The sequence below is a fragment of the Arenibacter algicola genome, assembly GCF_000733925.1.
Lineage (GTDB): Bacteria > Bacteroidota > Bacteroidia > Flavobacteriales > Flavobacteriaceae > Arenibacter > Arenibacter algicola.
The window spans coordinates 3,179,235-3,191,249 of sequence record NZ_JPOO01000003.1; the positions used below are offsets into that span (position 1 = coordinate 3,179,235).

Annotated in this window: 11 protein-coding genes and 3 pseudogenes; 5 read left to right on the plus strand and 9 right to left on the minus strand. The window is 39.6% G+C overall.

Features of this window, described 5'->3' with window-relative positions:
• Positions 1–65: 65 nt before the first annotated feature.
• The gene (gene nadD / locus U735_RS0124260; RefSeq protein WP_031446303.1) at positions 66–653 is read left to right on the plus strand and encodes a nicotinate (nicotinamide) nucleotide adenylyltransferase; all 588 of its coding nucleotides are present in this window, start codon (positions 66–68) and stop codon (positions 651–653) included.
• Between the two features lies 1 nt (position 654).
• Here the strand turns inward: nadD and U735_RS25140 are convergent, their stop codons facing one another.
• The 4 genes from U735_RS25140 to U735_RS0124275 form a co-directional block, all read right to left on the minus strand.
• Positions 655–975 carry a DUF6503 family protein gene (locus U735_RS25140; RefSeq protein WP_051892323.1) on the minus strand — a complete coding sequence of 107 codons (321 nt, stop codon included), beginning with the start codon at positions 973–975 and terminating at the stop codon, positions 655–657.
• 170 nt (positions 976–1,145) lie between these two features.
• Positions 1,146–1,319, minus strand: coding sequence for a DUF6503 family protein (locus U735_RS25145; RefSeq protein ID WP_157365042.1), 174 nt, complete (start codon positions 1,317–1,319; stop codon positions 1,146–1,148).
• A 73-nt stretch (positions 1,320–1,392) separates the two neighbouring features.
• Entirely contained in the window at positions 1,393–3,663 is a 2,271-nt protein-coding gene (locus tag U735_RS0124270) for an inorganic phosphate transporter (RefSeq protein WP_031446304.1), read from the minus strand.
• Positions 3,664–3,737: 74 nt separating this feature from the next.
• A complete protein-coding gene (locus tag U735_RS0124275) occupies positions 3,738–4,943 on the minus strand; it encodes a porin (protein ID WP_031446305.1) in 1,206 nt (401 codons plus the stop codon).
• A 331-nt stretch (positions 4,944–5,274) separates the two neighbouring features.
• On the opposite strand from U735_RS0124275, the gene dgt reads away from it, so the two are divergent.
• Complete coding sequence (gene dgt, locus U735_RS0124280) at positions 5,275–6,618, plus strand: dGTP triphosphohydrolase (RefSeq protein WP_031446306.1); 1,344 nt, start codon at positions 5,275–5,277, stop codon at positions 6,616–6,618.
• Here dgt and U735_RS0124285 read toward each other — a convergent pair.
• Together U735_RS0124285 and U735_RS0124290 are read right to left on the minus strand one after the other, a co-directional pair.
• Positions 6,615–7,742, minus strand: a complete 1,128-nt coding sequence (locus U735_RS0124285; RefSeq protein ID WP_031446307.1) for a DUF3078 domain-containing protein — start codon at positions 7,740–7,742, stop codon at positions 6,615–6,617. The two genes, dgt and U735_RS0124285, sit on opposite strands and share 4 nt — an antisense overlap.
• Position 7,743: 1 nt before the next feature.
• A complete protein-coding gene (locus U735_RS0124290) occupies positions 7,744–9,522 on the minus strand; it encodes a 1-deoxy-D-xylulose-5-phosphate synthase (RefSeq protein WP_031441859.1) in 1,779 nt (592 codons plus the stop codon).
• A gap of 151 nt (positions 9,523–9,673) precedes the next feature.
• Between U735_RS0124290 and U735_RS24790 the strand changes: the two are divergent.
• The 3 genes and pseudogenes from U735_RS24790 (at position 9,674) to U735_RS0124305 (ending at position 10,625) form a co-directional block, all read left to right on the plus strand.
• A pseudogene (locus tag U735_RS24790) lies at positions 9,674–10,122 on the plus strand (nucleoside deaminase).
• Between the two features lie 82 nt (positions 10,123–10,204).
• Positions 10,205–10,420 carry a hypothetical protein gene (locus tag U735_RS0124300; RefSeq protein ID WP_031446308.1) on the plus strand — a complete coding sequence of 72 codons (216 nt, stop codon included), beginning with the start codon at positions 10,205–10,207 and terminating at the stop codon, positions 10,418–10,420.
• On the plus strand, positions 10,371–10,625 hold the full coding sequence (locus tag U735_RS0124305) for a hypothetical protein (RefSeq protein WP_157365043.1): 255 nt from the start codon (positions 10,371–10,373) through the stop codon (positions 10,623–10,625). The genes U735_RS0124300 and U735_RS0124305 overlap by 50 nt, the downstream gene beginning before the upstream one ends.
• Positions 10,626–10,705: 80 nt before the next feature.
• Here the strand turns inward: U735_RS0124305 and U735_RS25415 are convergent.
• The 3 genes and pseudogenes from U735_RS25415 to U735_RS24800 all read right to left on the minus strand — a co-directional run.
• Positions 10,706–10,900, minus strand: a pseudogene (locus tag U735_RS25415) (cold-shock protein).
• Between the two features lie 89 nt (positions 10,901–10,989).
• Positions 10,990–11,145 (minus strand): hypothetical protein, encoded by a 156-nt coding sequence (locus U735_RS26165; protein ID WP_316933039.1) that lies wholly within the window; start codon positions 11,143–11,145, stop codon positions 10,990–10,992.
• Positions 11,146–11,253: 108 nt separating this feature from the next.
• Positions 11,254–12,015 (minus strand): annotated as a pseudogene (locus tag U735_RS24800) (chloride channel protein); the annotation flags it as partial.

Consider the following 12,015-nt stretch of genomic DNA (forward strand, 5'->3'; position numbering starts at 1 on the left):
CAGGTTGGCCCGCACTATTAAATCTAAAGTGCTTCATTGCAAAATGATATTGAGTCAAGTATCGTATGAATAAAAAAGTTGGACTTTATTTCGGCACCTTTAATCCTATCCACATAGGGCATTTGGTGATTGCCAATCATATGGTAGAGTTTTCTGATTTGGATGAGGTCTGGTTCGTGGTCACTCCACAAAGTCCGTTCAAAACCAAGAAAAGCCTGCTGGATAATCATCATCGTTATCAACTGGTTGCCGAAGCTACCTTGGATTATCCCAAATTAAAACCGAGCAAAATAGAGTTTGATCTTCCCCAGCCCAATTATACGGTTAATACCTTGGCTTATTTATTGGAAAAATATGAAGACAAACACAATTTCTGTTTAATAATGGGGGAAGATAATTTAAAGGGGCTGCATAAATGGAAGAACTATGAGCTAATTCTGGAAAACCATTACATTTATGTATATCCAAGGATTTCTGAAGGGGAAGTGGTTCATCAATTTAAAGATCATGAAAAGATTCAGCACGTGGCCGCTCCGATCATGGAAATATCCTCAACCTTTATTAGGGCCCAACATAAATTGGGTAAAAATGTTAGACCTATGCTTCCCGAAAAAGTCTGGAAATATATGGATGAGATGAACTTTTATAGATAGGTCAATAAGGAGTTATACTCAATATATCCGTTCCTAAATATTGATCGTTATTATTGTAGTACCACGCCCTGTTCTTGGGCATTATTACATTGTTGATCATCTCTTCCCCTGATAACACAATGTATTCACCATCATTTTTGGATTTATCATGGAAAAAATGATAAGCTTCCATGGCATAGCCGGTAGGATCAAAATATAAATACCAGGTATCCCTTCCCACTTCCTCCGCATAAGTCACCTTTAATGTAAGATATTCCTTGGCCTTAAAGGTTTTGGTCTCAACAAATGGGTACACAATGGTCCCTGGGACTCCTAATTTCATAGGAAGGCCATAGAGATATGTTTAGTAGTCCTTCGTTTTTTGGCCCGTTCACGGGAGATATTATGGGATGCCCTGTCCTTTTCGGAAATAATGGCTGTAGCATCAGTTTTCAAAATGCATGTGTCCCCCACTACAATCTGTTCTATGTTTTTTCCGGCCTTATCTGCGGTTCACTTAAAGGTGGATGAGGGGCGGTCAATATTGATCTGGCTTATTCTCTTATCCCCTGAGAGCAATTCCATAATTACTGTAAAATCACTTTTAAACGAGCGCAAACTGTCATTGGGGTCATGATATCGGATCGCCTTGTCCAGAAGTTTGGATCCATAAATCCCCTGTCCCAAACATTCTGAGGTATAAACCAAACACAGCATCAACTATAAATACCTCATGCAGTCCTAAAAATGGACATTAGCCCTATTGGACTTCCAGTTTTGCAGGGGTTACTGTGCTATCGTGCTCATTGTAATAAAGCTCCAAAAGATTCATTGTAGCGTTAATAAAATCTTTTGTCTCCAAAAGAAAGGTAAAGTACAATGTAGTGTTTTTTGGACTGGACTCTTCGGTACGTGTTCTAGCGATCTGTTTTTCGATTTTTTGGGAAACCATATCCAGCAATTCTTGTTTGCTTGCAAATATTTCGCCAATGCGCTCAAAGGAGCGGGTTTCAAATGCAGCTTTTGTAGCACTCAACAATTTCTGTAATTCCAGATCTATTTCCTTCAGTTCTTTTATCTGGTTGTATTTTAATTTTTTGTGGTTATTATGGATGTGCTTATGGCTAATCTTGTTCAAATATTCCAGAGATTGGGCCATATCCTGTAAATACCCCAATATGTTTATATATAAATTACTGGCTCCTACACTGGCCTCATCCAAATTCTTGATAAAATAAAAAATGTGGTCCCTTAATTCATCTATTTCATCGGAAAGTTTAACAACACCTTTTTTGTTCTTTTTCAAGAGCTCCAGATCCTGTTTGGCAAGTCCGTCGATGATGTGTGTGTATATTTTGTTACTTCTTTTTGCCACATTGGAAATGTTGTCCGCACTTTCTTCTATCACTCCTTGGATAGAGCTGCTTTCGGCCTTTCTTAAACTGTCTTCAGCCCTAATTTCCTTGGATTTTTTATTATGTGAAATGTAATTTCTTACCAATAATAGCACGGCGATCAATAATAACACGGCTACCATAGAAGGTACATGGATATTAATAAGGGAAACAATAACTGCAGCAGAAACAAAGGCGATGATGGCCGTGAAGAACCAACCTCCAATTACGTTCAATACTCCGGCAACACGGTAAACGGCACTTTCGGCGCCCCAGGCCCTATCGGCCAAGGAGGTACCCATAGCCACCATAAAGGTTACATAGGTGGTTGATAAAGGCAATTTATAGGATGTTGCCAAAGAAATCAATACCCCTGCAACCATTAGGTTTACAGAGGCCCTTACCATATCAAAGGCAGGCATTTCAAAAGTTTTATCCTTGGACAAGGCTATAACAGGCTTCTTAAAATTGGCATCTATTTTTTCCTGCAAGGCTTTTGGCATAAGGGCTGTTGTTACAGCAGACAACATCATTGCTGACCTTACTATTCCTCTCGAAAGAAAATTGGGCTGAAAGCGTTCCTTGGATTCACCTTCTCTAGACAGATTTATTTCTGTTTGGGTTACATAGCGGGCCTTTTTGGAAAACCACAGGGTAAGTACCATGACCATTCCCGCAACAAAAAGTAAAATGGTAGGCGTAGGAACTTTATCCGCCAGTACGGTCATACTAAATTCGTTCGCGGGGATACCCGAAGCCTGCCAGGCTTCAAAGGATTGCCAAGCTGCAATGGGGACGCCAATAAAGTTAACAAGGTCGTTCCCTGCAAAGGCTAGTGCCAATGCAAAGGTGCCTACAACAATTATCAGCTTGTAAACATCGTACTTTAAGACACCCGAAATAATATAGGCGATTAGTGTCCAAAGTACCAGACTGCCAATAACAATCTTGGAGGTATTGTTTTGGATATATACTATAAGGTCGTCGCTTACAAAAGTGGCCCCTTTTAATCCTTTTATAAGTATGAAATAAGTAATTGCAGTCAAGGCTATACCTCCGAAAAGTGCCCCAAATACTTTAGCTTTTTTTCTAAAGTCGAATGAAAGAAGGATACGGGATACATATTGGACCAAGGCCCCAACAGTAAAGGCAATTACAACGGACAGCAAAATGCCCATTATAATTTCAGTGGCTTTTGAGGTGTTTATATAGTTGTAAATGTCTATGTAATCGCCCCCACTTGAGGCAATTTTAATGAAGGACATGGCAACCGAGGCGCCCAAAAGTTCAAAGACTATGGATACCGTAGTTGAGGTGGGCATCCCAACGGTATTAAAAAAATCCAATAAGAGGATATCCGTTATCATAACGGCCATAAAGATGATCATGATCTCAGCAAACATAAACTCCCCGGGATGAAAAATACCCTTACGGGCCACTTCCATCATTCCGCTGGAAAAAATAGCTCCTATGGCTATACCCAAACTGGCCACAATCATAATGGTTCTGAAGGAAATGGCTTTGGAACCAATTGCGGAATTCAAAAAGTTAACGGCATCATTGCTAACTCCTACTACTAAATCTGCAATTGCCAAAAAGGCAAGTGCAATGATCATTAATAAATATAAATTGTCCATTATCTTATAAAAATAGTTTGCAAATATCTAAAGTCTCTAGGTTCGTAACGTTATCTTAAGGTTATATTTTTTCACTAAAAATGTAGGTCCAATTGTAGTCTGTACATTAATTCATCAGGGGCATTATTAACGGAAAGATAGCTCATATCTGTTTGCACCTTCAATTTATGGCCAACAATATATTTTGAAAGTCCCAATGTGTATTGATTTTCCGGGTTTTCTCCGGTAATATTATTATCCAGTTTTACATTTGTGTATCTCCCGGAAATCTCCCAATTACTGTTAAATAGATAACCGGTTTGTAGATTTAATCCATGGCCCACTTGCACCACCGCTCCTGTCAAGGAGCCGTCAATATTTCTGGCAAAAGGGTCTTGCGCATCCCTATAGGCATATTCACCCATGAATGAGAATCCGTTATATTTAAAAACGGCATCGATGAACAAAGTATTAATGTCGGTTTTGTGAAAACCATAATCGGTTTCCATATAAGTCCCTTGGCTACCTCTGGTCTTGACCGCGTTAAGATTAAGGTTGTAGGTAGCGGCCAAAATCAATTTTGGAGATTCTTCCCTTTTTAAATCGCCTCCACTGTATTCGTCGCCTCCTTCAAACTCGCCAAAGGGAAGTAACTCCAAACGTCCGCTGTATTGGTGTCCTCCTAGATTTCCTGTGGTAATGTTTCTACCTTCGCCTTGGGAAATGGAAAGTATTTCCCGCATCAAAAAGGTATCCGTTAGGTAGGTGTAATGCCTAAGCTGTATGCCCATATCCCTGTCCAAGGTAAACTGGCCATTTAACAAGGATCGATCTACCAATTGAAGGTTTCCTGATGATATAACCCGTTCTATGTTGCCAGGGAGTTTGGTCTGACCTACCCATAGTTCAAAATTTTGATAAAAATTCCACATGACCACGGCATCCAATATATATCTTGGAGCGTCACTTGTGTATTGGGAGCCACCAGAGATATCCCTATTAGATAAGCCCAATTCAATTTTGTAGCTAAGTTTAGGTGAATAGGCAAAACCGTCAAATTTTAACCTGGCCCGTCTAATAAGTGCATTGTAATGGGGGTCCGTAAAATTACCTTTGGCATTTTCTGTCCAAGTGGTACTACCTAAAAGTTGTATCCTTGCGGCAATTTTGGCGCTCCAAGTGCTATCCTTTCCTATTAAATTGAAAAGGCCTTTGCCAAATTCGGGGGAATTGGGTTCCTGAGAATAAGATACAAAAATAGAGCACAATGCAAGCCCTAGGGCTAAGCATTTCATTTTCATAATGTATTAGTTTTTGTCGGGTGCAAAGTACCAACACATATGTTAAGTTAATGTTAATCTATAAACAATTTTACTTTAAATGAAAAAAGCTACCTTGGCCAGAGGTAGCTTGAGATTTCAATTACATAGTCGACAAAAACTAATATTTTAAATGAAACCAATTTAGTCTTAAGACAAACGCTAAGATGGGGATAGGGATTGAATTCATTGTAATCTTAAGTTTAATTAATCGTTAAAATTGGGGTTCTGGTTTTGGCAGGCTAAAGGGGAAGATGGTTTTATTATGTGTTGAATGTCTAAAAATGTATCTTGCGGCCGTTAAATAAAGACTATGAATTGGGAACAGCTTTTATCCTTAAAGCGCTCTGGGGATACCCACAAAAGAATAAGAAAGGAACAGGATGAAACCCGATTGGGTTTTGAAGTGGATTACGACAGGGTGATATTTTCTGCAGCCTTTAGGAGCTTACAGGACAAGACTCAGGTAATACCCCTTTCCAAAACCGATTTTGTGCACACCCGTCTAACCCATAGTTTGGAGGTCTCGGTGGTAGGTAGAAGCCTTGGAAGGATAGCAGGGAAGAAAATTCTGGAAAAACATCCTCATTTGCGCGAAGTGCACGGCTTTCATTTTAATGATTTTGGAGCTATTGTAGCCGCCGCGGCCTTGGCACATGATATAGGCAACCCACCTTTTGGGCATAGCGGGGAAAAGGCCATTGGGGAATATTTTAAAACAGGCAGGGGCAAACAATTTGAAACAATGTTGACCCAAAAAGAATATCAGGACATCATAGATTTTGAAGGAAATGCCAATGGATATAGATTATTAACGGAATCCCGCCAGGGTGTTGAAGGTGGATTGCGACTTAGTTACGCCACTTTGGGCGCTTTTATGAAGTATCCAAAGGAATCCTTGCCCAAAAAACCGACCAAACATATTGCGGACAAGAAATTTGGGTTTTTCCAACAGGATGTGGCTTCTTTTCAGGAGGTGGCCACTGAACTTGGACTGGAATCAAGGGGAAAAGGCAAGGACATTGGTTTTTGCAGACACCCCCTAACTTTCCTAGTAGAGGCGGCTGATGATATCTGTTATACCATTATCGATTTTGAGGACGGAATCAATTTAGGGCTTATTTCAGAGGATTATGCCTTGGAATATCTAATAAAGTTGGTTAAGGACAGTATCAATATTAAAAAATATAATAATCTTGTCTATATGGAGGACCGTCTGAGCTATTTAAGGGCTTTGGCGATCAATACCTTGATATCCGATGCAATTGCTATTTTTATAGAAAATGAGGATGCTATTTTAAAGGGGGAATTTTCGGTTTCCTTGATGGATAAAAGCAAGTTCAAGGCCCAGATCCAAGACATTATTACATTAAGTGTACAGAAGATTTACAGGTCACAAGAAGTATTGGAAAAAGAAATAGCAGGGTACAGGATTATCTCGGACATTTTGGATGTATACAATACGGCATTGATCAGGAATAAGGAAGGGAACAGTTCCAATTATGACCGACTTATGATTTCTACTTTGCCCGAAGCCTATAGGGAAACCAAAGGTTCTACATACGACATACTTTTAAATACCTGCTGCTATGTTGCCAGCTTATCGGATAGTGCCGCAGTACATATCCATAATAAAATTATGGGGAAACAGCTTTAAAAATCATATGTTAAGCCAACCCCCAGCAATTGTTTAAATTGTACTTTACGCTTTCCCGGGGTTGTAATGGTACCGTCTGCAGCTTTTACCTCGTCGAAAATAATGTCGTGGTCATATAGGACATGGGTACCTATGGATGCCTTTACATATTTGTTTACGGTCAGGTCCACGTTTACTTCCCAGTCAATATCTATGTTTCCAAAATTCTTTACATAATCCGAGTATAATTGCAGCCTGTGATTTAATTTCACATTTTCATAAACCATGGTTTCCCAGGTGTTGGACACCAAAAAACCAAACTCCAGATAAACATTTTCGCCCTCTTTTATGATGTTGCCATCGGTATCTATCAGTGCTCTTTGTACCCCAAAGGCGCCGTTGTTGGCCAAGGTTTGGTCTAACACAAAGGTAGATTTGAAGGTAAGCGGGGCTAAACGCAGGTTAAATTTTTTGCCTTCGGGAATATAGGAGGTACCAGCACCCAATAGGGCATACCCAGGCGCCATAAATCTGGAAATGGGTTTGTCCCTATCAGGGTATTTGTAACCATTGGAGAATTGTGTCCTAAATTCTGCGCTGGCGGAATAGTACCAATTACTTATGGTATCCCTTCTAAACGCAAAGGTGGAGGAAAACCGCAATGCATCATCGGATTTTCTTAATTTAAAGCCTTCTTGGGCATTAAGACCATATCGTATGTCCAAATTGTTGTTTAGTTGAACGTATCTAAATTTATAATTTCGTACAAATTTGGCGCTGGCCAGTCCTGAAATGGAATTGTTACCCCCCGCATTCCAGTTTACAAAAGCTACCTCGCTAAAATTAAATCCAAGTTTATTCTCCTTTTCCCAAAATGATGGAATTCTAAAACGTCTATATTTTTCTTCAAGTGGCTTGGTGCGTTTAAATGAAACAACTGGATTGGTCAGGTCCGCCCCCCGTGGAATGTACTTTATTTTGTCCTGCAAGGTCCGTATTACTATGGTGTCTATGCGCATGGAATCAACACGCATCGAATCTACCTGGGTGGAATCCGGGGATTGTGGAGCAGGAATGGTATCTTGTGAGAATAAAAAATTAAAATTTAGGAACAGAAGGACAATAATGAAAATTTTACCGTACATGCTAATCAATATTCAAAAGGTTGTTAATATAATTTTTTAAGGTCGATATGTCTATTTTAGATATTTTATGGAGTTCTTCAACGGTTCCCTGCTCTATAAAAACATCTTCAATTCCAAAAATTTTTATTGGGACAAAACTATGGATCTCGTTGGCATATTCCAAAATTGCACTTCCAAATCCCCCCATTTTACAGCCATCCTCAATGGTAATGACGCTTTCATAGGTCAAGAATATTTTCTGTAACATAAGGGTGTCCAAAGGTTTTACAAAACGCATATTGTAATGGCCAATTTGGCCCCTTTCATTCACGTCCTTTAGTAAATCACTAACCATATTCCCAATATGACCGATCGAAAGTACCGCAATTTTCGTTCCTTTTTTTAATTCTTGGGATATTCCAATCGGAATTTTATTGAATTTTTGTTTCCAATCCAATGTCACGCCTCTCCCTCTAGGGTATCTTATGGCAATGGGATGCTCTAAGCCTAGTTGTGCAGTGAACATTATATTCCTTAGTTCAATTTCGTTTAAAGGTGCAAAAATAATGAGATTTGGAATACACCTTAAATATGCCATATCATATATTCCGTGATGGGTGGCACCGTCCTGCCCTACCAGGCCTGCACGATCCAAACAGAAAATAACCGGAAGATTCTGCAGTGCCACATCATGAATGATCTGGTCATAGGCACGTTGTAAAAAGGTAGAGTAGATATTGCAAAATGGGACCAGGCCTTCTGCAGCCATTCCACCGGCCATGGTTACTGCATGTTGCTCTGCAATGCCCACATCAAATGCCCTTTCGGGGAGTTGTTCCATCATGTATTTTAGTGAGCTTCCGGTAGGCATTGCTGGAGTTATTCCCACTATTTTTTCATTGTTTTCGGCCAATTCCACGAGGGTGTGCCCAAATACATCCTGATATTTTGGAGGTTGTATTTCAGAGGTTTTGGGCCAAAGGTCGCCCGTTTCCTTATTAAATTTTCCGGGAGCGTGATATACAACTTGATTCTCCTCGGCTTTTTGGAGCCCTTTGCCCTTAGTGGTTATGATATGGAGCAATTTGGGTCCTTCAATTTCCTTTAGTCTCTTTAGTTCCTTGATCAAGGCCGCCAGATCGTGCCCATCCATGGGGCCTGAATAGTTAAAATTTAGACATTCAAATATGTTTTCGTCTTTGGCAGTACCTTTTTTAACATTGGTAAGGTATTTTTTCAAGGCCCCTACACTGGGATCAATCCCTATGGCGTTGTCATTTAGGATAATAAGGATATTGGCATTGGTGTCCCCTGCATGATTAAGCCCTTCAAAAGCCATACCACTAGCAATGGAAGCATCACCTATTACAGCAATGTGCTGCATATTCTTTATACCCTTTATTTGTGAGGCCAAGGCCATTCCCAGGATTGCCGAAATGGAGGTTGAACTATGTCCGGTGCCAAAGTCGTCATATAGGCTTTCTGAGCGTTTCGGAAATCCGCTTATTCCTCCCAATTGCCTATTGGTGTTGAATATTTCCCTGCGTCCTGTTAGTATTTTATGGCCATAAGCCTGATGGCCAACATCCCATATTAGTTTGTCTTTTGGAGTGTTAAAAACATAGTGAAGGGCGATGGTTAGTTCTACAACGCCTAGACTCGCTCCCAAATGTCCTTCTTTGGTGGCAACGATGTCTATAATAAACTCCCTTAATTCTTGGGCAAGTTGTATTAAATCGACTATTTCCAAGGTTCGAATATCCTTAGGGTCGCTAATATGTTGAAGAATTCCCTTGGGCATACTAAAAAAGTTACGCAAAACTAATGTATTTAAATATTGAATGGCATGTTTTATAGTATAGGATTGGCGGTTTTTCATGATATTTTAATCAAATGGTATTTTTTTTGAACCTTCGCCAATATTGTTTACTATTGTGCCTTAATTGTTAGGTATGATAAACCCGTTTGACGACAACTATTTTATGAAAAAGGCCTTACAAGAGGCAGAAGCTGCTTTTGAAATAGGTGAGGTGCCTGTTGGGGCCGTTATTGTTGTTGAGAACAGGATCATTGCCAGGGCACATAATTTAACCGAGCGTTTAAACGATGTTACGGCACATGCCGAGATGCAGGCCATTACGGCAGCAGCCAATTTTTTGGGGGGCAAATATCTTCACAATTGCACCCTATATGTAACCCTGGAGCCTTGTCAAATGTGTGCAGGTGCTCTGTATTGGAGCCAAATTTCCAAAATTGTCTATGCAGCAAAGGATATGGATAGGGCTTTGTAACCATGGGAACCAAAATACATCCCAAAACCGAATTGGTGAACGGGGTAATGGAGGAGGAAGCATCGGAAATTTTAAAACGCTTCTTTATTCAGAAGCGCAATTTAAATTAGAAAGCAATCATTTGCATTTACCAAGTACGCAACTTATTAATGGCTTTTGCATCTAATTTTTAGTTCAACAATCTTGGGTAATATGAAAGCATATGGATTAATGCTCTTCTTGGGTTTGATTTTTGTCTTTACTGGATGTTCCACGGATAATGCACATGAAAAGAACGACAAGCTTGGTGGAACTTGGAGCCTGATCAATGTTAGTGGCGGTTTCGCTGGGATTGATGAAGATTTTGAAAAAGGGGCAATTGTTTGGAAATTCGACACCCAAAGATGGGACATTGATCGTTGCCAATAATGACGGGTCCAACGCAATACACAATGGCTTGCCAACAGGGACCTACACTTATTCCGTTTTACAGGAGAAAGACCAATTCTATTTGGAGGTTAATGACAAGGAGATTGGGGAGATTGTGATTGACAAATCACAATTGGTGCTGGACCAAAATAGCACTACAATGGGCAATGGAGCCGATGGTTTTGTAATGGTTTTGGTAAGATAGTTAAGGAATTGATAGGTTGGTCAAAAACAAAAACCCCTAGCGGATACCAAGGGTTTACAATTTTTTCAAAAAAAATAGTATTAGCCAATTACTTGCACTTTTGCAGCAACTATACCCTTGCGCCCTTCTTCTTCCTGATATTCTACTTTGTCTCCTTCGTTAAGTTCAGTTCCGTTTAATGCAGTAGCATGAACAAAAATGTCCTTACCCGTGTCATCGTTGGTAATGAAGCCATATCCCTGGATTCATTAAAAAATTTTTACAGTTCCAGTCATTCCAATGAAATTAAAATAATAATCGTTTAGATTACTAATTTATGTTTTTTGGTCAAAATTGGATATAATCAATTTAAAAAATATCAAAATTACTGCTTGTCCTTGGTTTCCTTTTCCTTTCCCTGCATTTTTCTAATGTTTTCCTCGGTGAGCATATAATCCTTCATTTTTTGCCTTTGCTCACCTTGATAAGAAAGAGGGGCATGGCGACCAAAAATATGCCGACTGTACCAAAACCTATGCATTTATTGGATAAGGCCAAGTTTTCTTCACTAATGCTAAAGCCATAAATGATGGAAGCTAAGGAAGCCAATAGAATTAAAGAAATAATATACTTCATTTCTAAGCAGGGTTTATGAGGTTAAATTTATTAATTTTCTTCTGTAAGCGGTCAAGAGCTTGGATTTGGAGATAAAACCAACATACTTTTCATCCTTAATAACGGGCAGGTTCCAAGCACCACTATTTTGAAATTTCTCCATAATATCCGTCATTTTATCCTTGTCCAATTCAATAATTTCAGGGGGGGTGTTCATTATGTCGGCCGCCATCACTTCTTTGTACAATTTCTGATCGAACATAATGGGGCGTATGTCATCCAATAAAATAATCCCCAATAGTGTATTGTCTTCCTTATCAATTACAGGAAATATATTTCTATTGGATTTTACCACCGCTTGGTGTACAATATCCCCTAGGTTCATCTCAGGGTATATAGGCACAAAACTATCCTCAATAACCTTGTCTATATCCATCAAAGTCAAAACGGCATGGTCCTTATCATGTGTAATTAATTCTCCCTTTCTACCCAATTCCATGTTGTAGACAGAGTGTGAGTGTACGTATTTGGTTATGGAAAAGGAGATTGCTGAGGTTATCATTAACGGAATAAACAATTCATACCCCCCTGTAACCTCCGCTATAAGGAATATTGCCGTAAGTGGGGCGTGGAGTACCCGGCCATTAGACCGGCCATTCCCACTAGTGTAAAATTACTTTCAGAAATTTGGTTTGGGAAGATTCCAACACTGTTAATTGCTTTGGCAATGCAATTGCCCATTATACTTCCCCATAAATAGTGTAGGGGCAAAGATACCCCCAACGCCCCCGGCTCC

What these genes read in the sequence shown, in the direction of transcription:
- nadD (WP_031446303.1), top strand. Translation starts at nt 66, where the DNA reads ATGAATAAAAAAGTTGGACTTTATTTCGGCACCTTTAATCCTATCCAC.
- U735_RS25140 (WP_051892323.1), bottom strand. Translation starts at nt 975, where the DNA reads ATGAAATTAGGAGTCCCAGGGACCATTGTGTACCCATTTGTTGAGACC.
- U735_RS0124270 (WP_031446304.1), bottom strand. Translation starts at nt 3,663, where the DNA reads ATGGACAATTTATATTTATTAATGATCATTGCACTTGCCTTTTTGGCA.
- U735_RS0124275 (WP_031446305.1), bottom strand. Translation starts at nt 4,943, where the DNA reads ATGAAAATGAAATGCTTAGCCCTAGGGCTTGCATTGTGCTCTATTTTT.
- dgt (WP_031446306.1), top strand. Translation starts at nt 5,275, where the DNA reads ATGAATTGGGAACAGCTTTTATCCTTAAAGCGCTCTGGGGATACCCAC.
- U735_RS0124285 (WP_031446307.1), bottom strand. Translation starts at nt 7,742, where the DNA reads ATGTACGGTAAAATTTTCATTATTGTCCTTCTGTTCCTAAATTTTAAT.
- U735_RS0124290 (WP_031441859.1), bottom strand. Translation starts at nt 9,522, where the DNA reads ATGCCCAAGGGAATTCTTCAACATATTAGCGACCCTAAGGATATTCGA.
- U735_RS0124300 (WP_031446308.1), top strand. Translation starts at nt 10,205, where the DNA reads ATGAAAGCATATGGATTAATGCTCTTCTTGGGTTTGATTTTTGTCTTT.
- U735_RS26165 (WP_316933039.1), bottom strand. Translation starts at nt 11,145, where the DNA reads ATGCATAGGTTTTGGTACAGTCGGCATATTTTTGGTCGCCATGCCCCT.